Source organism: Pseudomonas sp. B21-054, assembly GCF_026016345.1.
GTDB lineage: Bacteria > Pseudomonadota > Gammaproteobacteria > Pseudomonadales > Pseudomonadaceae > Aquipseudomonas.
The window spans coordinates 1,432,289-1,452,309 of the sequence record NZ_CP087204.1 but is presented as its reverse complement, the minus strand read 5'-3'; the positions used below and the strand labels follow the sequence as shown (position 1 = coordinate 1,452,309).

15 protein-coding genes and 2 tRNA genes are annotated in these 20,021 nt (G+C 61.5%); 12 read left to right on the top strand and 5 right to left on the bottom strand.

Features of this window, described 5'->3' with window-relative positions; translation table 11 throughout:
* The first annotated feature begins 9 nt into the window (after positions 1–9).
* The 3 genes from LOY70_RS06410 to pdeM all read left to right on the top strand — a co-directional run bounded on the left by LOY70_RS06410 (position 10) and on the right by pdeM (position 4,159).
* Positions 10–774, top strand: a complete 765-nt coding sequence (locus LOY70_RS06410; protein WP_123342466.1) for an ABC transporter ATP-binding protein — start codon at positions 10–12, stop codon at positions 772–774.
* A gap of 242 nt (positions 775–1,016) precedes the next feature.
* The gene (locus tag LOY70_RS06405; protein WP_265034750.1) at positions 1,017–3,503 is read left to right on the top strand and encodes a ligase-associated DNA damage response DEXH box helicase; all 2,487 of its coding nucleotides are present in this window, start codon (positions 1,017–1,019) and stop codon (positions 3,501–3,503) included.
* The gene (gene pdeM, locus LOY70_RS06400) at positions 3,503–4,159 is read left to right on the top strand and encodes a ligase-associated DNA damage response endonuclease PdeM (protein WP_265034748.1); all 657 of its coding nucleotides are present in this window, start codon (positions 3,503–3,505) and stop codon (positions 4,157–4,159) included. Before LOY70_RS06405 ends, pdeM begins: the two co-directional genes overlap by 1 nt.
* A 27-nt stretch (positions 4,160–4,186) precedes the next feature.
* On the opposite strand, the gene LOY70_RS06395 is transcribed toward pdeM, so the two are convergent.
* Together LOY70_RS06395 and dcd are read right to left on the bottom strand one after the other, a co-directional pair.
* Positions 4,187–4,393: a hypothetical protein gene (locus LOY70_RS06395; RefSeq protein ID WP_265034746.1), complete on the bottom strand. Its 207-nt coding sequence runs from the start codon at positions 4,391–4,393 to the stop codon at positions 4,187–4,189.
* A 99-nt stretch (positions 4,394–4,492) separates the two neighbouring features.
* Positions 4,493–5,059, bottom strand: coding sequence for a dCTP deaminase (gene dcd / locus LOY70_RS06390; RefSeq protein WP_003184751.1), 567 nt, complete (start codon positions 5,057–5,059; stop codon positions 4,493–4,495).
* A gap of 353 nt (positions 5,060–5,412) precedes the next feature.
* On the opposite strand from dcd, the gene LOY70_RS06385 reads away from it, so the two are divergent.
* Entirely contained in the window at positions 5,413–5,622 is a 210-nt protein-coding gene (locus LOY70_RS06385) for a cold-shock protein (RefSeq protein WP_002554837.1), read from the top strand.
* 196 nt (positions 5,623–5,818) lie between these two features.
* Here LOY70_RS06385 and LOY70_RS06380 read toward each other — a convergent pair whose 3' ends face one another.
* Positions 5,819–6,826, bottom strand: coding sequence for a DUF481 domain-containing protein (locus tag LOY70_RS06380; protein ID WP_265034236.1), 1,008 nt, complete (start codon positions 6,824–6,826; stop codon positions 5,819–5,821).
* A gap of 156 nt (positions 6,827–6,982) precedes the next feature.
* Here LOY70_RS06380 and LOY70_RS06375 point away from each other — a divergent pair, with 156 nt between their 5' ends.
* From LOY70_RS06375 to LOY70_RS06360, 4 genes are all read left to right on the top strand, one after another.
* Positions 6,983–7,336, top strand: a complete 354-nt coding sequence (locus tag LOY70_RS06375; RefSeq protein WP_265034235.1) for an MGMT family protein — start codon at positions 6,983–6,985, stop codon at positions 7,334–7,336.
* A gap of 44 nt (positions 7,337–7,380) precedes the next feature.
* Positions 7,381–8,940: an AmpG family muropeptide MFS transporter gene (locus tag LOY70_RS06370; RefSeq protein ID WP_265034234.1), complete on the top strand. Its 1,560-nt coding sequence runs from the start codon at positions 7,381–7,383 to the stop codon at positions 8,938–8,940.
* Between the two features lie 129 nt (positions 8,941–9,069).
* On the top strand, positions 9,070–10,785 hold the full coding sequence (locus LOY70_RS06365; RefSeq protein WP_265034233.1) for a proline--tRNA ligase: 1,716 nt from the start codon (positions 9,070–9,072) through the stop codon (positions 10,783–10,785).
* 17 nt (positions 10,786–10,802) lie between these two features.
* On the top strand, positions 10,803–11,756 hold the full coding sequence (locus LOY70_RS06360) for a hypothetical protein (RefSeq protein ID WP_265034232.1): 954 nt from the start codon (positions 10,803–10,805) through the stop codon (positions 11,754–11,756).
* Positions 11,757–11,818: 62 nt separating this feature from the next.
* Here LOY70_RS06360 and dinB read toward each other — a convergent pair whose 3' ends face one another.
* Positions 11,819–12,880, bottom strand: coding sequence for a DNA polymerase IV (gene dinB / locus LOY70_RS06355; RefSeq protein ID WP_123342475.1), 1,062 nt, complete (start codon positions 12,878–12,880; stop codon positions 11,819–11,821).
* A gap of 282 nt (positions 12,881–13,162) precedes the next feature.
* On the opposite strand from dinB, the gene LOY70_RS06350 reads away from it, so the two are divergent.
* From LOY70_RS06350 to LOY70_RS06335, 4 genes are all read left to right on the top strand, one after another.
* A tRNA-Met gene (locus LOY70_RS06350) sits at positions 13,163–13,239 on the top strand.
* A gap of 219 nt (positions 13,240–13,458) precedes the next feature.
* Positions 13,459–13,535 (top strand) — tRNA-Met (locus LOY70_RS06345).
* A 151-nt stretch (positions 13,536–13,686) separates the two neighbouring features.
* Positions 13,687–16,329, top strand: a complete 2,643-nt coding sequence (mprF, locus tag LOY70_RS06340) for a bifunctional lysylphosphatidylglycerol flippase/synthetase MprF (protein ID WP_265034229.1) — start codon at positions 13,687–13,689, stop codon at positions 16,327–16,329.
* Positions 16,329–17,618, top strand: coding sequence for a virulence factor family protein (locus LOY70_RS06335; RefSeq protein WP_265034228.1), 1,290 nt, complete (start codon positions 16,329–16,331; stop codon positions 17,616–17,618). The genes mprF and LOY70_RS06335 overlap by 1 nt, the downstream gene beginning before the upstream one ends.
* Before the next feature lie 261 nt (positions 17,619–17,879).
* Here LOY70_RS06335 and LOY70_RS06330 read toward each other — a convergent pair whose 3' ends face one another.
* Complete coding sequence (locus LOY70_RS06330) at positions 17,880–19,721, bottom strand: potassium transporter Kup (RefSeq protein WP_413776638.1); 1,842 nt, start codon at positions 19,719–19,721, stop codon at positions 17,880–17,882.
* Between the last annotated feature and the right edge of the window lie 300 nt (positions 19,722–20,021).

Below are 20,021 nucleotides of genomic sequence, written 5' to 3'. Positions count from 1 at the left end.
GCATGCTCCATGTACAAACTGACCATCGAAGGCCTGCATAAAAGCTATGGCGAACATCAGGTGCTCAAAGGCGTTTCGCTCAAGGCCAAGACCGGTGACGTCATCAGCCTGATTGGCGCCAGCGGCTCGGGCAAAAGTACCTTCTTGCGCTGCATCAATTTCCTGGAGCAACCCAACGACGGCGCCATGAGCCTGGATGGCCAGGCGATCCGGATGATCAAGGACCGCCACGGCATGCACGTGGCCGATGCCGATGAACTGCAACGCATCCGCACGCGCCTGGCCATGGTGTTCCAACACTTCAATCTGTGGAGCCACATGACCGTGCTGGAAAACATCACCATGGCGCCACGCCGGGTGTTGGGTATCAGCAAACAGGAAGCCGACGACCGTGCCCGCCGCTACCTCGACAAGGTCGGCCTGGCGGCGCGGGTGGCCGAGCAATACCCGGCGTTCCTGTCCGGCGGCCAGCAACAGCGCGTGGCCATTGCCCGGGCGCTGGCCATGGAACCCGAGGTCATGCTGTTCGACGAACCCACCTCGGCCCTGGACCCGGAACTGGTGGGCGAAGTCTTGAAAGTGATCCAGGGCCTGGCCGAAGAAGGCCGGACCATGATCATGGTGACCCACGAAATGAGCTTCGCCCGCAAAGTTTCCAACCAGGTGCTCTTCCTGCACCAGGGGCTGGTGGAAGAAGAAGGCGCGCCGGAAGACGTGCTGGGCAACCCCACGAGCGAACGGCTCAAGCAGTTCCTCAGCGGCAACTTGAAATAGACTTACGCACATCTGAATTGAGGGGCCAGGTGCTGCTTTTGTGGCGAGGGGATTTATCCCCGCTGGGCTGCGCAGCAGCCCCTCAGTTGACCACCTCGGTGCACCTGGCAAATTATCCTTGAGCTTTTTTTGGGGCTGCTTCGCAGCCCAACGGGGATAAATCCCCTCGCCACAAGGTTTTAAAACCTTTCATATCTCGCCGTGGTCACTGAAGAAGGACCTTCAGGACGCACGCGGCAGGCATGGCGACATCCAACAACTTCGCAAACCAGTGGTTCAGCGTCCGCGGCTGGAAGCCGTTCGCTTTTCAGAAACAGGTCTGGACCGCCGTCAAGCGAGGGGAATCCGGGTTGCTGCATGCCAACACCGGTGCTGGCAAAACCTACGCCCTATGGTTCGCGGCGCTCAATCGTTTCGCCCGCCCGGCCCCTCCTACGGACAAACCGCGCAAACGCAAACCACCGGCCGAACCACTGACCGTCCTGTGGATCACCCCGATGCGAGCGCTGGCCGCCGACACCGGCAAAGCCCTCGAAGCCCCGTTGGCGGATCTGCAGCTGCCTTGGAGCGTCGGCCTGCGCACCGGCGATACCAACGCCAGCGAACGTGCTCGCCAAGGCCGACGACTGCCCACCACCCTGATTACCACCCCCGAAAGCCTGACCCTGATGCTCGTCCGTGCCGATGCGCAAACCGCCGTCTCGACCCTGCGCATGGTCGTGGTGGACGAATGGCACGAATTGCTCGGCAACAAGCGCGGTGTGCAATTGCAACTGGCCTTGGCTCGCTTGCGGCACTGGCATCCCGGACTCATCGTCTGGGGCATCTCCGCCACGCTGGGAAACCAGGCCCACGCCGAACAGGTATTGATCCCCCAAGGCAACGGGGTCAGCGTGCAAGGGGCCAACGACAAGACACTGCAGGTCGACACGCTGTTGCCGCCGGCCGTCGAGCGCTTTCCGTGGGCCGGGCACATCGGCCTGAAGATGCTGCCTCAGGTCGTCACGCAAATCGATACCAGCCGCAGTTGCCTGGTGTTCACCAACACCCGGGCGCAAGCGGAAATCTGGTACCAGGCCATCCTCGAAGCGAAACCGGATTGGGCCGGGCTGATCGCGCTGCACCACAGCTCATTGTCCCGGGACACCCGCGACTGGGTGGAACGCGCCCTCAAGGACGGTCAGCTTAAAGCCGTAGTCTGCACGTCCAGCCTGGACCTGGGGGTGGATTTTCTGCCGGTGGAGCGGGTGCTGCAGATTGGCTCGGCCAAGGGCGTGGCCCGGCTGATGCAACGTGCCGGGCGTTCCGGTCACGCGCCGGGGCGGACCTCGCGGGTAACGCTGGTACCTACCCATAGCCTGGAACTGATCGAAGCCGCCGCCGCCCAGGATGCCGTAGCCCAACGGCGCATCGAACCGCGTGAGTCGCCCCACAAGCCCCTGGATGTGCTGGTGCAGCATCTGGTCAGCATGGCCCTGGGCGGCGGCTTCGTTCCCGAAGAGTTGTTCGAGGAAGTGCGCGGCGCCTGGGCCTATCGCGACCTGAACGAAGCCGAATGGGCCTGGGCCCTGGCATTCGTGCGCCACGGCGGCCTGTCCTTGACCGCCTACCCCGATTACCGACGGGTCGAACCGGACGAACACGGGATCTGGCGAGTCCCCGACGCGCGCCTGGCCAGGCGCCACCGCATGAGCATCGGCACCATCGTCAGCGATGCCAGCCTGCAATTGAAGTTCTGGAGCAAGGGCGGTGGCGGCAAGACCCTGGGCAGTGTGGAAGAAGGCTTCATTGCCCGCCTGCGGCCCGGCGATGGCTTCCTGTTCGCCGGACGATTGCTGGAATTGGTCCGCGTCGAAGACATGACCGCCTACGTGCGTCGCAGCCAGGCGAAAAAAGCCGCTGTACCGCGCTGGAACGGCGGACGGATGCCGCTTTCCAGCGAACTGGCGGCTGCGGTGGTCGTGCGCCTGAGCGAAGCGGCCATGGGCCGCTTCGAAGGGCCGCAGATGCAAGCCGTGCAGCCGTTGTTGTTGACCCAGCAGCGCTGGTCCGGCTTGCCCACGCATACCACGTTGTTGGCCGAAGCGCTGAAGTCCCGGGAAGGCTGGCATTTGTTCCTGTACCCGTTTGCCGGGCGCCAGGTTCATCTGGGGTTGGCCAGCCTGCTGGCTTGGCGTGTCAGCCAGCAGCAACCGCTGACCTTTTCCATCGCGGTCAACGACTACGGCCTGGAATTGCTCAGCGCCACGGCGGTGGATTGGTCTCGGCACCTGAACCCGGCGCTTCTGGGAACCGACAATTTGCTGCCCGACGTGCTTGCAAGCCTCAACGCCGGAGAGCTGGCCCTCAGGCGCTTTCGCGAAATCGCCCGGATCGCCGGGCTGGTATTCGCCGGCTACCCCGGTGCCCCGAAAAGCACTCGACAAGTCCAGGCCTCCAGCGGCTTGTTCTTTCAAGTGTTCAAGCAATATGACGCCGACAACCTCCTGCTTGCCCAGGCTGGGGAGGAAGTCTTGCGGGAAGAATTGGATATTCGTCGACTGGAGCAGACCTTGGAACGCCTCAACACCTTGGAACTGGACCTGCATGTCATCAAGCGCCCCACCCCGCTCGGATTTCCATTGCTGGTGGAGCGGTTCAGGGAAAGCATGAGCTCGGAAAAACTTGCCGACCGGATCCGACGGATGGTCAGCGAGCTGGAAAAAACCGCCGATCGCGGTGACCGCTGATGCCCGCGCCTTATCCCGTCAACCTGGCCGGCGAAGAACTTTGGTTGCTGCCGGAGAAAGCCTTGTACTGGCCCGCCCAGGAAACCCTGATGGTGGCCGATGTCCACTTCGGCAAGGCCGCCGCTTACCGAAGCCTGGGTCAACCGGTGCCCCACGGCACGACCGCCAGCAACATTGCGGTACTGGATGCATTACTGGCCAGCCTGGCGTGTCGACAACTGATCTTTCTGGGGGATTTTCTTCACGGTCCCGGCTCGCATGCGCCAGGTACCTTGAAGGCCCTTTCCGATTGGCGTGAACGACATCAGCACCTGGCCGTGACGTTAATTCGCGGCAACCATGACAAGCGTGCCGGCGACCCACCGTCGGCGCTGGATATTCGCGTCGTCCCGGAGCCTTTGCTGCTGGGGCCATTCGCCGTGCAGCACGAACCAGACCCACACCCCTGCCGCCATGTGTTGGCCGGCCATGTGCACCCGGTCTATCGCCTCAGCGGCAAGGGCCGGCAACGCCTGCGGCTGCCGTGCTTCCGGCTGGGCGGTGAAGTCAGTCTGCTGCCGGCCTTTGGAGCCTTTACGGGCGGCTATCAGGTCGAGCAGGACAATGACTGCAGGATATTTGTCATCGGCGATAACGAAATATGGCCCGTTAACTGAACAACCAGGCAACGGGCCATGATCTCATCAGGCAACAGGCGCAGGAGGCGGCTCGTCCGGCAGAGTGGGTTCGCCGGGTTCGACAGGCTGTTCGTTGGGGGTATCGGGATCGGGCTGGCCGGGAATGCCGCCCGCCACTTCGGCAGGATGGGCCAGCAATGACCAGGCCATGACGCCGATCTGATTGGGCTCAAGCTTTGCCAGTTCGGCACTGATTCGCGGATCGATCTTCATAGAACAACTCCTGGGCGAAGCCCGGTGCGCTGACGCAAAAACGGGCAGTACACGCAATAGAGTGTCTGCCCGCCCAGGAATTCCAACAGTTCGTCTGAATCAGGTACGCGGCAGCGTCACACCGCGCTGCCCCTGGTATTTACCACCACGGTCTTTGTAGGACACTTCACACTCTTCATCGGACTCCAGGAACAGCATCTGTGCCACGCCCTCGTTGGCGTAGATTTTCGCCGGCAGGGTCGTGGTGTTGGAGAATTCCAGGGTCACGTGGCCTTCCCACTCGGGTTCCAGCGGCGTGACGTTGACGATGATGCCGCAACGGGCATAGGTGCTCTTGCCCAGGCAGATGGTCAGGACGTTGCGCGGAATGCGGAAGTATTCGACAGTGCGGGCCAGGGCGAAAGAGTTCGGCGGGATGATGCAAACGTCGCTCTTGACGTCGACGAAGCTCTTCTCGTCGAAGTTCTTCGGGTCGACGGTGGCCGAATTGATGTTGGTGAACACCTTGAATTCGTCGGCGCAGCGCACGTCGTAGCCGTAGCTGGAGACACCGAAGGAGATCAGCCGGTCGGCGCCTTCGCCACGCATCTGGCGCTCGACGAAGGGCTCGATCATGCCGTGCTCTTGCGCCATGCGGCGAATCCACTTGTCCGATTTGATGCTCATGGCGGGTTTCCTGAATAGCGAGGTGGAAAAATACGTCCGGCATCTTACCGGGGCGCGAGGCCGGGTTCAAAGCGCCGGACACAATTCTCGCCGATCCACCTTGATTTCCGGGTCCTGACGGCAATACCACGCGCCGCCAGTCACTAATTCTGAGAAACCTTCGCAAAGACCATTGGCACGTTCCGGAAAAAGGGTTAAGGTGGCGCCACTGTGCTGCTTGTGTCACTGAGAATCTCTACACGATATGTTGAATTTCGATCCAACCATCTACAAGAATTTTTCCTGCTCTTTGCACTCAGTCTCGGCCAGGGTTCTTCCTGAGTCGCAGTTATCTTTGTTCAAGGAGTTACACCATGTCTAATCGCCAAACTGGTACCGTTAAGTGGTTCAACGATGAAAAAGGCTTCGGCTTCATCACCCCACAATCCGGTGACGACCTGTTTGTTCACTTCAAAGCAATCCAATCCGACGGCTTCAAAAGCCTGAAAGAAGGCCAACAGGTCTCTTTCATCGCTACCCGCGGTCAGAAAGGCATGCAAGCTGAAGAAGTTCAAGTTATCTAACTTGTCCTTGCTTTAGTAAAAAGCCCCGCCCTCAAAAGCGGGGCTTTTTTGTGCCTGTCAGTTTTCCCCAGCGCACAAAAAACTGTGGGAGCGAGCTTGCTCGCGATAGCGGTGGATCAGCAACATCAACGTTGGCTGACAGAACGCAATCGCGAGCAAGCTCGCTCCCACAGGTGTGTGGGTGGGTGAGCCCGAATTACCAGGTCACGCCAAACCCTGCCGTGTAGCGCGTCTTGCTCAAGTCACTGTCTTCAGTGCCCTCGATGACATCCTTCTCGGCCTTGAGGTTGAGCGACGCCCAATCGGTGACCTTGTAACGCAACCCCACCTCGGCGTCGTAGGCGTAGTCCGCCACATCAGACAGCGGCTTGCCCACTTCGCCATTGGTGAAGAACTCGACGCGCTTGCCAATCAGGTAGCGGTTGTAGTCCCACTTCATGGCCACGGAATAGAAGTTGTCCTTGCCGCCATCGCGGTATTCATAGTCGGTGCGGTTGAGCAGCGAGCCCAGCGAGAACGCGCCGAGTTCGTCATCCCAGAACTGGTAGCCCGGACCGGTACCCACGACGCGCTGGCGCGCCAGGTCCTCGACCTTGTCGCGCTTGTAATTCAAGCGACCTTGCCAAAACCATTTATCGGTGAGAAACCGGTCGAGGGAATACTCCAGGCGCCAGTTGTCGGTCGACACCACGTCATCCTGGAATTCACGGTTGTATTCGCCTTCAGCGTTATGCCGCCATCTGCCGTGGCGCGCCGAGGTCTTGAAGTCGACGTCGTAATCGTCGGTATCGTTTTCCGCACGCTTGTAATCCAGCGCGGCATCGATATTGCCCTTCCATACCAGGTCCTCGACCACCGGCTTGGGCTTGAGGATTTGCTGGATGCTGGCCAGCTCGACGGTCTTGGGCGCATCGCCGTTGGCTAGCGTGACCTTGCCGTCCTCGGCGGCGTGCAGGGCCTTGGCTTTCTCACCCGTGTAGGCATCCTGCTTGACCAGCAATTGCTGGTCGCTCTCAAGGGTCTTGACCTGTTTCCAATCGATAGGAACCGCACCGGCGTAATCGGTCTGGATCAGCAATTTGCCGCCATCGAAAACGGTGATCTTACCGGTGAGCTTGTCGCCGTTCTTCAACCAGACGGTATCGGCAAGCAAGGGCATGGAGGCGCTGGTGACAGCTAGGCATAGCAGGGTTCTAGACAACATAAGCGATAATGGGCTCAAGTTTTCAGTGAAAAGGCGGCATTATCCCCCAGGATGACACCTCAGCAACGACTGACCCGCATATGGGTGATGAGTTCATTTCTCAACCAGCCTTGTAGGAATTAATCTACAGACGGACATCCCTTTCAGGAACCTTTTATGAGCGCGCCCCCAGCGGCCACCGAGAACGCCGCGCAAATCCGCCGCACCACCCTTTACCTGACCCTGGCCCAAGTACCGGCCGGCAAGGTGGTCACCTACGGTCAGCTCGCCGAAATGGCCGGCCTGGGCCGCGCCGCGCGCTGGGTAGGGCGCACCCTCAGCCAATTGCCGAACGACACCAAGCTGCCCTGGCATCGAGTGTTGGGTGCCGGCGGTCGGATCAGCCTGCCGGCGGGCAGCACCTCGGGGGACGAACAACGCGCACGGCTGCGCATGGAAGGGATCAGTGTCCTGAATAATCGTGTTGATATTCAGCGCCATGGCTGGCGCCCGGTAGAGCACAGCGGTTAGAGTGCGCGCTTTGTTTTCGCAATTTTTGAGGCAGACTCCAGCCCATGCCCCGTAAAACCTGGCGCGCCGCCCTCGCCGCCTATGCCAGTCCCTCGACGCTCGTGCTGTTGCTGCTTGGCTTCGCCGCCGGCTTGCCATACATGCTGGTGTTTTCCACGCTGTCAGTCTGGTTGCGCGAGGCCGGCGTGGCCCGCGAAACCATCGGATACGCAAGCCTGATCGGCCTGGCGTACGCCTTTAAATGGGTCTGGTCGCCCCTACTCGACCAATGGCGCCTGCCGCTGCTGGGGAAACTCGGGCGTCGGCGTTCATGGCTGGTGCTTTCCCAGGGCCTGGTGATCCTTGGCCTGATCGGCATGGGCTTCTGCGATCCGCAAAAACACCTGTCATGGTTGATTGCCATCGCCGTGATCGTGGCCTTCGCCTCGGCCACCCAGGACATCGCCGTCGACGCCTATCGCCTGGAAATCGCCGACGACACCCGCCAGGCCGCACTCGCCGCCAGCTACATGTCCGGTTACCGCATCGCCGCACTCCTGGCCACCGCCGGCGCCCTGTTCTTCGCCGAAGGCTTCGGTTCCACCGGTTTCAACTATAAGCACTCGGCCTGGGCCGGTACGTACCTGCTGTTCGGCGTATTGATGGTCCCGGCGCTGCTCACCTCCCTGTTCATGCGTGAACCGCCAGTGCCGCTGCGCACTCAATTGCAGGCCGGGCGCTACACGTTCGCTCACCAGTTGGCCTCGGTGTTTGTGCTGATCGTGCTGCTGGTGTCAGTGCCGGCGATGTTCACCCAGCTCTACAACACCGATTTCGCCAGCGTGCTGTTCGAAGGCGTCAGCCTGCTCGACCTGTTGCTCCAGGACCGCGCCTTCCTGCGAGCCATCCTCTATATCCTCCTCACGGCCTTGTGCCTGTCCGCCGTGGGCCGCCGTGGGCTGGCGCCGGTGCTGACGCCCGTCAACGACTTCATCCTGCGCTATCGCTGGCAGGCCCTTCTGCTGCTCGGGCTGATCGCGACCTACCGGATGTCCGACACGGTCATGGGCGTCATGGCCAACGTGTTCTATATCGACCAAGGCTTCACCAAGGACCAGATCGCCAGCGTCAGCAAGATTTTCGGCTTGATCATGACCCTCGTCGGCGCCGGCATGGGCGGCTTGCTGATCGTGCGCTTCGGCATCCTGCCCATCCTGTTCATCGGCGGCGTCGCCTCGGCCGGCACCAACATCCTCTTCCTGATGCTCACCGACATGGGCGCCAACCTGAAGATGCTGATCGTCACCATCTCCCTGGACAACTTCAGCTCCGGCCTGGCCACCTCGGCGTTCGTCGCCTACCTGTCGAGCCTGACCAACCTGAAGTTCTCCGCCACCCAATACGCCCTGCTCAGCTCGATCATGCTGCTGCTGCCACGCCTGATCGGTGGCTATTCCGGGGTGATGGTGGAGAAATTCGGCTATCACAATTTCTTCCTGATTACCGCCCTGCTGGGCGTTCCGACCTTGCTCCTGATTGCCTTGCACTGGTTCCAGGAGAACCGCCGCCAGGAGCCGGAACCGGCCAAAGAACCGACGCCAACCCGACCCGCGGAAGAGTCGTAGGAAACTTCAGCAGGCGCCGACGAAACCGGCGCTTGCACCTGGCGAGCGGCCACGCGCCTGTACGCCAGGGCATCTCGCCCGTACAATGCTCCGTCACTTCTCGTCATCAGCAACCGACAACGGCCAACCATGCGCACCAGTCAATATTTGCTCGCCACACAGAAAGAAACGCCTTCCGACGCCGTCGTGATCAGCCATCAGCTGATGCTGCGTGCCGGCATGATCCGCAAGCTCGCTTCCGGCCTGTACACCTGGCTGCCGATGGGTTTGCGCGTCATGCGCAAGGTGGAAGCCATCGTTCGTGAAGAGATGGACGCCGCTGGCGCCCTGGAAGTATTGATGCCGGGCACCCAACCGGCCGAGCTGTGGCAGGAATCGGGGCGCTGGGAAGAATACGGCCCTGAGCTGCTGCGCATCAAAGACCGTCACGGTCGCGACTTCTGTGCAGGCCCAACCCACGAAGAAGTGATCACCGACCTGATGCGCAACGAGTTGAGCAGCTATAAGCAGCTGCCGATCAACCTGTACCAGATCCAGACCAAATTCCGTGATGAGATCCGTCCACGCTTCGGCCTGATGCGCGGTCGCGAATTCATCATGAAGGACGCCTACTCGTTCCACAGCGACCTGGCCTCGCTGCAAGTCACCTACGACCGCATGCACCAGGCGTACTGCAACGTGTTCACCCGCCTGGGCCTGAAATTCCGCCCGGTTGAAGCCGATAACGGTTCCATCGGTGGCGCTGGCTCCCACGAGTTCCACGTACTGGCCGAGTCCGGCGAAGACGACATCGTCTTCAGCAACGGCTCCGACTACGCCGCGAACATCGAGAAAGCCGAAGCCGTGCCTCGGGAAACGTCCCGCGCCGCGCCGACCGAAGAGCTGCGCCTGGTGGACACGCCGAACACCAAGACCATCGCCCAGCTGGTGGAAGGCTACAACCTGCCGATCGAGCGCACCATCAAGACCCTGATCGTGCGGGCCGAAGAAGCCGGCAAGCTGATCGCCCTGATTATCCGTGGCGATCATGAGCTGAACGAAATCAAGGCCGGCAACCAGCCAGGTGTTGCCAGCCCGCTGGTCATGGCCACCGAAGCCGAGTTGCGCGACGCCATCGGCGCCGGTGCCGGCTCCCTCGGTCCACTGAACCTGCCGCTGCCGATCATCATCGACCGCTCGGTGGAGTTGATGAGCGACTTCGCCATCGGTGCCAACATCGACGACAAGCACTACTTCGGCGTGAACTGGGAACGCGACCTGCCGGTCCCAACCGTCGCGGACCTGCGCAACGTCGTAGCCGGCGATCCGAGCCCGGACGGCAAGGGCACCCTGGAAATCAAGCGCGGCATCGAAGTCGGGCACATCTTCCAGCTGGGCAACAAGTACAGCAAGGCGATGAAGTGCGAAGTGCTGGGCGAGAACGGCAAGCCGGTCACCCTGGAAATGGGCTGCTACGGCATCGGCGTTTCCCGCGTGGTAGCCGCCGCCATCGAGCAGAACAACGACGACAAAGGCATCATCTGGAGCGACACGCTCGCGCCGTTCCAGGTAGCCCTGGTGCCGCTGCGCTACGAGACCGACCTGGTTCGTGAGGCCACCGACAAGCTCTACGCCGAACTGACGGCGGCCGGCTTCGAAGTGTTGCTGGACGACCGCGACAAGAAAACCAGCCCCGGCATCAAGTTCGCGGACATGGAACTGATCGGCATCCCCCATCGGATCGTCGTCAGTGACCGTGGCCTGGCCGAAGGCAACCTGGAATACAAGAGCCGCACCGAGGCCGAGCCACAAGCGCTGCCGGTCGCCGACGTGCTGTCGTTCCTCCAGGCCCGTATCCGCCGCTGACACCAGATAGAGACGTCATGTTCAAGCGAAACACCTTAGGCCTCGGTGGCGCCGCCCTGTGCGGCGCCCTGCTGGTCAGCGGCTGTGCCAACCAGATGTCGCAGCGCAGCGAGCACGAAGAGCGGGTCGAGCGCAAACTGCTCGACCACAGCCTGCAGATTGATGTGGGCGAACCCAAGGTGCTCGACCTGCCGCAGCGTCGCGTACGAATCAACGAGCAGAAGACCTTCGAAGTCACTGAGTTCGAGGTCACCCGCCGTTACGATCGCTACACGCCCTACCAACCCTGGCGGGAGGTTTACGAGATCCCCCTGGGCGCGGTGGCGGTGGTGGCCGGCGTCGGCGCCAACGTGGTCAATGTGTTCGCCCTCGGCAGCCTGCCGGACAGCGTCACCCGTGACTGGATAAGCTACGGCTTCGCCGGGCTCAACCCGTTCATGAACGCGCCTTCCCATGGCCGTGCCCAACAGAACCTGGCAGGTATCGACGAAGTCCAGCGCGACAAGCGCACGGAACATTCGAGCCTGCCCTGGAGCGAACGCCCAGTGGAGGTCAAGGCCGCCCGGCAGACCTTCGAACTGAGCACCGACCGCAGTGGCGTACTGCGCTTGAACCTGCTGGAAAGCCCGTTCGCCGAGCAGGACCTGAGCCAGTTCGGCAAGTTGCAGATCAGCGTGACGGACGCCCAGGACGAGGTACACACCGACTCATCCCTGAGCATCAGCAGCACCTTGCGCAGCAAGCTGGTGGAAGCCCACGCCTTGATCTACGACGACCTGGAAGACGACGAAGTGAGCCAATGGGTTCACCGGGTCAAGCGCCTGTCGGAGCTAGGGCTTGAAGAAGAGGCCAGCGAGCTGGAACAGAGCCTGATCGAACTGACCCGCAATGATCCAGAGTTGCAGACTGAGTTCCTCAAAGCACTGACCAAGGATGGCGGACGATTGGTGGCGGATCCAGGGGCGAACTAGAGTGCTCCCCTTGTGGTGAGGGGACTTATCCCTTCACCACAGCAGCCCCACCGGGCCAGCCCTCACCGCTCAAACAACTCCAACTGCTCAAACCCACCCCGCAGATCCTCCAACCGTACTCCGATCCCCAACAACCGTACCGGCTTGCCGCCGCGGTTGAACGCCTGGGTCAGTAACAACTGATAGCTGCCCAAGTCCCGCCCTGCCCCGGCCTGCTCCAACGTGGTCTGGGTAAAGTCATGGAATTTCACTTTAACGAACGGCTTGCCCGGTCGATAACTGCTGTCGATGCGCGCCATGCGCCCGCTGAGGGTTTCCATCAGTTCCGGCAGCTTGTCGAGGCAACTGACCAGGTCGGGCAAGTCGACGTCGTAGGTGTTTTCGACACTGATGGACTGCCGCCGGCTGTCGTTATGCACCAGGCGCTCATCGATCCCACGGGCCAGGCTCCAGAGCCGCTCACCGAAACTGCCGAATTCACGCACCAGCGCCAACTTGTCCCACTGACGCAATTGCTGGCAATCGACAATACCGAGCCTGTTCAACTTGTCGGCGGTGACCTTGCCCACGCCATGGAGCTTGCTCACCGGCAGGGCCGAGACGAAGTCCTCGACCTGGTCCGGGGTAATGACAAACAGGCCGTTGGGCTTTTTCCAATCGCTGGCGATCTTGGCCAGGAACTTGTTCGGCGCAACGCCGGCGGACACGGTGATGTGCAACTGATTGGAAACGCGCCGGCGAATGTCCTGGGCGATGCGGGTGGCACTGCCGCCGAAATGGTCGCTGGCGGAGACGTCCAGGTAGGCTTCGTCCAGGGACAGCGGCTCGATCAGGTCAGTGTAATCGCTGAAAATCGTATGAATTTCCTTCGACGCTTCCCGGTAGGCATCCATCCGAGGCTTGACGATGGTCAGGTCAGGGCAAAGCTTCAAGGCGTGACCGGAGGACATGGCCGAGCGCACACCGTAGGCCCGCGCTTCGTAGTTACAAGTGGCAATCACCCCTCGCCGATCCGCCGATCCGCCGACCGCCAGGGGTTTGCCAGCCAGCCGCGGGTCATCGCGCATCTCGATAGCGGCATAGAAACAGTCACAGTCGACGTGGATGATTTTACGTTGCGTCATAGAAGAGCGGAGCGTGCGACGAATCGGGCCACCAGTATCGCATCGACACCTGTATATAGCACCAGTAGTTTGAAAGATCCTTCGTAAAGGCCGGAAAGAACCTACATAAATTTACTTCTTCAATCGCAACGAACCGCTCAATAGAGCGCCAGCCCTTGCCAGGCCTGCGTCACAGCGCTGTCACAATGCCTTGAGCGAAGGCTAAGCGCTTGAAGCGGAACAGGTTTTTATCACATCAGGGTTGACAGCTGCTCGATCCTCTGTAGAATGCCGCCACACAGACGCGGGATGGAGCAGTCTGGTAGCTCGTCGGGCTCATAACCCGAAGGTCGTCGGTTCAAATCCGGCTCCCGCAACCAAACATCAAGAAAGGCTACTCGAAAGAGTGGCCTTTTTTGTGCGCGCCTGTTTTGTCACGGCGCCCCATCGCGGCCTCCCCTCGCTTGAAAGCTGTAGGACAATTTCCTTTTGATTTCGCGCATTTACACCGTCCCAGGGCCGACGGGACACTTATTTGACCCCACGACCTTTTAACGGTTGACACTCAAGCGTTCGCCTGTAGAATGCCGCCACACAGACGCGGGATGGAGCAGTCTGGTAGCTCGTCGGGCTCATAACCCGAAGGTCGTCGGTTCAAATCCGGCTCCCGCAACCAAATATCAAGAAAGGCTACTCGAAAGAGTGGCCTTTTTTGTGTGTGTCAAAAAAGACTACATTACAAAGATTTTGTAATTATTTTCTTCCGCAGGGATTGGTAACTTGGCTGGATAGCCCCATCCTGTCGCGCATAGCTCAAGAGGTGATTGATGCGCGCTCACTCGTCTGACCCGCAAGACTCCGTTACTGCGACACAACCGATCAAGGCCGAGCGATTGCGCTGGCTGGATCGGATCAGTCAATACCGCCAGCCGATTGGCCTTGCCGTCACGCTGCTGCTGTTTGCGATTGCATTAATTGCCTGCCGTCATCTGCTGAGCGAACTCGATCTGTATGCCCTGCACGACTCGATTCTGGAAGTGCCCCGGCCGGCCCTGCTTGGCGCGATAGCCGCCACGGTGGCCGGTTTCATCATTCTGCTGGGTTATGAATGGTCCGCCAGTCGTTATGCCGGCGTGACGCTGCCACCGCAGACCATGATCCTGGGAGGGTTCACGGCGTTTGCCATCGGCAATGCCATCGGCCTGTCGTTGCTGTCGGGCGGTTCGGTTCGGTACCGCTTGTATGCGCGTCATGGCCTGGGGGCATCGGATGTCGCCCACATGACCCTGTTCGCCAGCCTGTCACTGGGCTGCGCGCTGCCGCCACTGGCGGCCCTGGCAACACTCAGCAACTTGCCCGCCGCGTCTGCCGCACTGCACCTGCCAGCCATCTTGCTGGGGGCGATTGCCCTGGCCGTGCTGCTGCTCACCTGCGTGCTGGCCATCGGCATTTATCGCCGGCGCCTGCCGGAACAACCCTATCGCGACGCCCTGCTGGTCAAGGCCGGGCGCCGTACGCTGCGTATGCCAGGCCGACGCCTGACTCTTCTGCAATTGGTCATCACCGCCCTGGATGTCGCCGCGGCCGCCACGGTGCTGTATCTGCTGCTGCCCGAAGCACCGCCATTCGGCGCGTTCCTGCTGGTGTACCTGCTGGCGCTGGCCGCCGGTGTACTCAGTCACGTACCAGGCGGGGTCGGGGTATTCGAAGCGATCCTGCTGGCCGCGTTTGCCGACAAACTGGGGGCCGCGCCACTGGCCGCCGCCCTGCTGCTGTATCGCCTGATCTATGTGCTGCTACCGATGCTGGTGGCCTGCGTGCTGCTGCTGATCAACGAGGCACAACGGCTGTTCCAGACGCGCCAGACCCTGCGCGTGGCGTCTGGTTTCGCGGCACCGATCCTGGCGGTGCTGGTGTTCCTGTCTGGCGTGGTGCTGCTGTTTTCCGGGGTGACACCGGAGATCGATACTCGCCTGGAACACATTGGTTTTCTGATCCCTCATCGCTTGGTCGACGCGTCACACTTCGGCGCCAGCCTGGTGGGCGTGCTGTGCCTGTTGCTCGCCCAAGGCTTGCGCCGTCGCCTGTCGGCCGCCTGGATGCTGACCACTGTGCTGCTGCTGGTGGGCGCCCTGCTCTCGCTGCTCAAGGGCTTCGACTGGGAAGAAGCCACGCTGCTGACCTTGACCGCCGCCCTGCTGGCGGTGTTCCGGCGCTCCTTTTATCGTGCGAGTCGCCTGACCGAGCTGCCATTTTCCCCACTGTTCCTGATCGCCAGCCTTTGTGTGCTCGGCGCGTCGATCTGGCTGCTGCTGTTTGCCTACCAGGACGTGCCCTACAGCCATCAACTCTGGTGGCAGTTCACCCTCGACGCCGACGCCCCTCGCGGCCTGCGCTCGCTGCTGGGCGCCGCGGTCCTGCTGGTGGTGGTATCCCTGACCTGGCTGTTGCGTACCGCGCGGCCGGTGATCCACGTGCCAACGGCTGAAGAGCTGGAGCGGGCCAAAACGATCCTCATGGCATCGTCGCAACCCGACGGCGGCCTGGCCCTGACCGGTGACAAAGCGTTGCTGTTTCACCCCAACGACGAAGCGTTCCTGATGTATGCCCGCCGTGGCCGTAGCCTGGTGGCGCTGTACGACCCGATAGGGCCCACCCAGCAACGGGCCGAAATGATCTGGCAATTCCGCGACCTGTGCGACATCCACCACGCCCGCCCAGTGTTCTATCAGGTGCGCGCCGAGAACCTGCCGTACTACATGGACATCGGCCTGACGGCGATCAAGTTGGGTGAAGAAGCGCGGGTCGACCTCAAGCGTTTCGATCTCGAGGCCAAGGGCAAAGAGATGAAGGATTTACGCTACACCTGGAACCGTGGCACCCGTGACGGCCTGTCGCTGGAAATCCACGAGCCGGGACAGGCGCCGATGGATGAGCTCAAGGTCATTTCCGATGCCTGGTTGACGGGCAAGAACGTGCGCGAGAAAGGCTTCTCCCTGGGCCGTTTCAGCGATGACTACCTCAAGCATTTCCGCATCGCGGTGATCCGTTTCGAAGGCCGTCCGGTGGCATTCGCCAACCTGCTGGAGACCCACAGCCACGAGCTGGCCAGCCTCGACCTGATGCGCGCCCACCCCGAAGCCCCGAAGCTGACCATGGAATTCATGATGGTCGGTCTGATCCAGCATTATAAAAACCATGACTACACCCGCTTCAGCCTCGGCATGGTCCCGTTGTCGGGCCTGCAACCGCGTCGCGGCGCGCCACTGACCCAACGCCTGGGTTCGATGGTGTTCCGCCGTGGCGAGCAGCTCTACAACTTCCAAGGGCTGCGCCGCTTCAAAGACAAATTCCAGCCTGACTGGGAACCTCGTTACATGGCAGTGCCCGCCGGACTCGATCCGCTGGTGGCCCTGGCCGATACCGCTGCCCTGATTGCAGGCGGCCTGACTGGATTGGTGAAACGCTGATGATGCAACGCTCCTGGCGATACATAGTGGCCGCCCTGCTGGTGCTGGCAGTGATTCTCGGCGGCGGTTATTGGTACTGGAACCGCCCGGCCCCACAACCCACCCTTGAACAACTGGAGCCCGCCGATGGCGTGCCGATGACCCGGGTCATCCCCGGCACCAAGGCTCGCGCCCAAGTGCTGGTGGCCGTCAATGAAGACCAGAAGCTCAGCGACACGCAGTTGACGACCCTCAGCCGCAGCGGCTCGGCGCAGATCGTCCAGGTGATCCTGCCCAAGGACTGCATGCTGCAAGGTCGTGCCCTGCAGGCAGGCCTGCGGCAGCTCCAGGGGCCGGCCACGCTGGTCAGCGGTATCGGCCCGGGCGCCGTGCTGGCCTGGCGCTGGCTGGCGGAGCAGAAGGACGACAAGGCCAAGGCCGTGTCGGTGGACCTGGCCCTGGAAAAGCCCGGCTGCACGCACTTGCTGCCCAAAAGCGCAGCCCATGGCCACTGGCTGGTGGCCTGGAACGATAACCCTGACGACACCAGCGCCGGTTTCGTACGGGATCAGTCGAATGCCGAAACCAGCATCAGCGACTACGACATTAACCTGCCGCAGGTGTTGAACAACGAACTGCGCAAAATCCTGGTAGGCACCGACAAGGCCAAGGGCGGCCTGAGCATCCCTGTGGTGGAAGTACCCGCCAGCCAGGCGCGGGACACCGTGACCCTGTTCCTTTCCGGAGACGGCGGCTGGCGTGACCTGGACCGCGACGTGGCCGATGAAATGGCCAAGATCGGCTACCCGGTGGTCGGCATCGATACCCTGCGCTACTACTGGCAGCACAAGAGCCCGGAGCAAAGCGCGACGGACCTGACGGAACTGATGCAGCACTACCGCCAGATCTGGGGCACCAAGCGCTTCATCCTGACCGGCTATTCCTTCGGCGCCGACGTACTGCCAGCGATCTACAATCGTCTGCCGGCCACCGAACAACAGCGGGTCGACGCAATTATCCTGCTGGCCTTCGCCCGCACCGGCAGCTTCGAGATCGAAGTTGAAGGCTGGCTCGGCAACGCTGGCACCGAAGCCGCCACCGGTCCGGAAATGGCCAAGCTGCCGGCCGACAAAGTGGTGTGCATCTACGGCGGCGAAGAAGCCGATGAAAGTGGCTGCACCGAGAAGACCGCCGTAGGGGAAGCGATCAAGCTGCCGGGCGGGCACCACTTCGACGAAAACTACCCGGCCCTGGCCAAGCGCCTGGTGGACGAGATCAACGAGCGGCAGAACAAGATTGCCGAACAGTGATCTGATGCAAACCTGAGAAAAAGCCCCGGCAACCGTGCGGTTGCCGGGGCTTTTTTTCACCGCAGTGTCTACACGGAACCCTCATGTGGGAGCGAGCTTGCTCGCGATGGCGGTGGCAGATTTAACATCTTTGCAAACTGACACTCCGCTATCGCGAGCAAGCTCGCTCCCACAGGGGCTTGACTCTGGCATCAGCCTTTGTGTCGCCCATAAAAAAGCCCCCGCCGCCGTAAGGCAACGAGGGCTTTTGTTTTCCTGATGCTACATCTCGACCTGCGTCCCCAGTTCAATCACCCGGTTCAACGGCAGATTGAAGAAGCGCAGGTTGCCGTTGGCATTTTTCAGCATGAAGGCGAACAGTATCTCGCGCCAGCGGGCCATGCCCTCAAGCTTGGAAGCGATGACGGTCTCGCGACTGAGAAAGTAGGTAGTGCGCATCGGGCTGAAGTCCAGGTCATCGAGATGACAGAGCTTGAGCGCCTGCGGAACGTCCGGCTCGTCGGTGAAACCGAAGTGCAGGATCACCCGGAAGAACCCTTCGCCATAAGCATCGACCTCGAAACGCCGCTGCGGCGGCACCCGGGGAATGTCTTCGTACACCACCGTCAGCAGCACCACTTGCTCATGCAACACCTGGTTGTGCAGCAGGTTGTGCAACAGCGCGTGGGGCACCGCGTCCGAGCGTGCGGTCAGGAACACGGCGGTGCCCTGCACGCGATGAGGGGGTTGCACGCGGATGCTGCTGATGAAGATCGGCAGCGGCAGCGCCCCTTCGTCCAGGCGCTCCACCAGCAATTGCTTGCCGCGCTTCCACGTGGTCATCAGCACGAACAAGGCAATACCGGCGATGACCGGGAACGCACCGCCCTGGATGATTTTCGGCACGTTGGCGGCGAAGTACAGGCCGTCCACCAAAAGAAAACCGATTAGCAACGGAATAGCCAACAGCGGCGGCCACTTCCACAACAGCAGTATCACGGCGGACACCAGGATCGTGGTCATCAGCATCGTACCGGTCACGGCCACGCCGTAGGCCGAAGCCAGCGCGCCGGAAGATTCGAAACCCAGCACCAGCAGCACTACACCCACCATCAACGACCAGTTCACCGCACCGATGTAGATCTGGCCCTGCTCGGCGCTGGAGGTGTGCTGGATGTACATGCGCGGGATGTAACCGAGCTGGATCGCCTGTCGCGTCAGGGAGAACGCGCCGGAAATCACCGCTTGCGAGGCAATCACCGTGGCCAGGGTCGACAGGCCCACCAACGGGAGCAGCGCCCAGCTCGGCGCCAGCAGATAAAACGGGTTGCGCGCCGCTTCCGGGTCACCCAGCAACAACGCGCCCTGGCCGAAGTAATTAAGCACCAGCGCCGGCAACACCAGGATGAACCAGGCACGGGCAATCGGTTTGCGGCCGAAGTGGCCCATGTCGGCGTACAGCGCTTCGGCGCCGGTCAGCGCCAGCACCACGGCACCGAGGATCGCCACGCCCATGCCCGGGTGGACGATAAAAAAACGTACGGCCCAGGCCGGGCTCACCGCCTGCAACACTTCCGGATGTTGAGCGATGCCGTACACGCCCAGGGCGCCAAGCACCAGGAACCAGGTCACCATGATCGGGCCAAACAGGGTGCCGATCCGGGCCGTGCCGTGGCGCTGGATCAGGAACAGCCCCACCAGCACTACCAGCGACAAGGGCACCACCCAGTGATCGATACCTTCGAACGCCAGGCCAAGGCCTTCAATGGCCGAGAGTACGGAAATCGCCGGCGTGATCATGCTGTCGCCGTAGAACAGCGCCGCGCCGATCAGGCCGCAGACCACCAGGAACGTCCGCAGCCGCGCCCGCCCCGCTGCCGCCCGCCGCGCCAAGGCGGTGAGCGCCATGATCCCGCCCTCGCCCTGGTTGTCGGCGCGCAGGACGAACATCATGTACTTGATTGACACGACCCAGATCAGCGACCAAAAAATCAGCGACAGAATCCCCAGCACCCCGTCGTGATTGACAGGAACGCCATAGGCACCGGAAAACACTTCTTTGAGGGTGTACAACGGGCTCGTGCCGATGTCGCCATAAACCACCCCGACCGCCGCGACCAGCATGCTCACCGGCTTCGCTGCCGAATGCTCGGCACCCGCCGCCTGACTACTTGCATGACCCATCCAACACTCCTGATTGCCAAACCTGCCTGCCTGAACGAAGCACTTTGCCTTGTAGAAGCAGCATGCGCTGTTTTACGCGTTGTTACAGACGTTTTGTTGACTATAGAAATCTACAGAACGTAAAGGCGCGAAGCATAGCGCAGCACTCGTCGTATTTCCCGGTATAAAGCTGGTCAAGTGCGTCGGCCATGGATAGAATTGCGCACTTTTTGATCAGAGGCGCGCCAGGCGCCCTGTCTC

What these genes read in the sequence shown, in the direction of transcription:
- mprF (WP_265034229.1), top strand. Translation starts at nt 13,687, where the DNA reads ATGCGCGCTCACTCGTCTGACCCGCAAGACTCCGTTACTGCGACACAA.
- dinB (WP_123342475.1), bottom strand. Translation starts at nt 12,880, where the DNA reads ATGACGCAACGTAAAATCATCCACGTCGACTGTGACTGTTTCTATGCC.
- LOY70_RS06405 (WP_265034750.1), top strand. Translation starts at nt 1,017, where the DNA reads ATGGCGACATCCAACAACTTCGCAAACCAGTGGTTCAGCGTCCGCGGC.
- LOY70_RS06330 (WP_413776638.1), bottom strand. Translation starts at nt 19,721, where the DNA reads ATGCTGGTCGCGGCGGTCGGGGTGGTTTATGGCGACATCGGCACGAGC.
- LOY70_RS06395 (WP_265034746.1), bottom strand. Translation starts at nt 4,393, where the DNA reads ATGAAGATCGATCCGCGAATCAGTGCCGAACTGGCAAAGCTTGAGCCC.
- LOY70_RS06360 (WP_265034232.1), top strand. Translation starts at nt 10,803, where the DNA reads ATGTTCAAGCGAAACACCTTAGGCCTCGGTGGCGCCGCCCTGTGCGGC.
- dcd (WP_003184751.1), bottom strand. Translation starts at nt 5,059, where the DNA reads ATGAGCATCAAATCGGACAAGTGGATTCGCCGCATGGCGCAAGAGCAC.
- LOY70_RS06365 (WP_265034233.1), top strand. Translation starts at nt 9,070, where the DNA reads ATGCGCACCAGTCAATATTTGCTCGCCACACAGAAAGAAACGCCTTCC.
- LOY70_RS06335 (WP_265034228.1), top strand. Translation starts at nt 16,329, where the DNA reads ATGATGCAACGCTCCTGGCGATACATAGTGGCCGCCCTGCTGGTGCTG.
- LOY70_RS06370 (WP_265034234.1), top strand. Translation starts at nt 7,381, where the DNA reads ATGCCCCGTAAAACCTGGCGCGCCGCCCTCGCCGCCTATGCCAGTCCC.
- pdeM (WP_265034748.1), top strand. Translation starts at nt 3,503, where the DNA reads ATGCCCGCGCCTTATCCCGTCAACCTGGCCGGCGAAGAACTTTGGTTG.
- LOY70_RS06410 (WP_123342466.1), top strand. Translation starts at nt 10, where the DNA reads ATGTACAAACTGACCATCGAAGGCCTGCATAAAAGCTATGGCGAACAT.
- LOY70_RS06385 (WP_002554837.1), top strand. Translation starts at nt 5,413, where the DNA reads ATGTCTAATCGCCAAACTGGTACCGTTAAGTGGTTCAACGATGAAAAA.
- LOY70_RS06380 (WP_265034236.1), bottom strand. Translation starts at nt 6,826, where the DNA reads ATGTTGTCTAGAACCCTGCTATGCCTAGCTGTCACCAGCGCCTCCATG.
- LOY70_RS06375 (WP_265034235.1), top strand. Translation starts at nt 6,983, where the DNA reads ATGAGCGCGCCCCCAGCGGCCACCGAGAACGCCGCGCAAATCCGCCGC.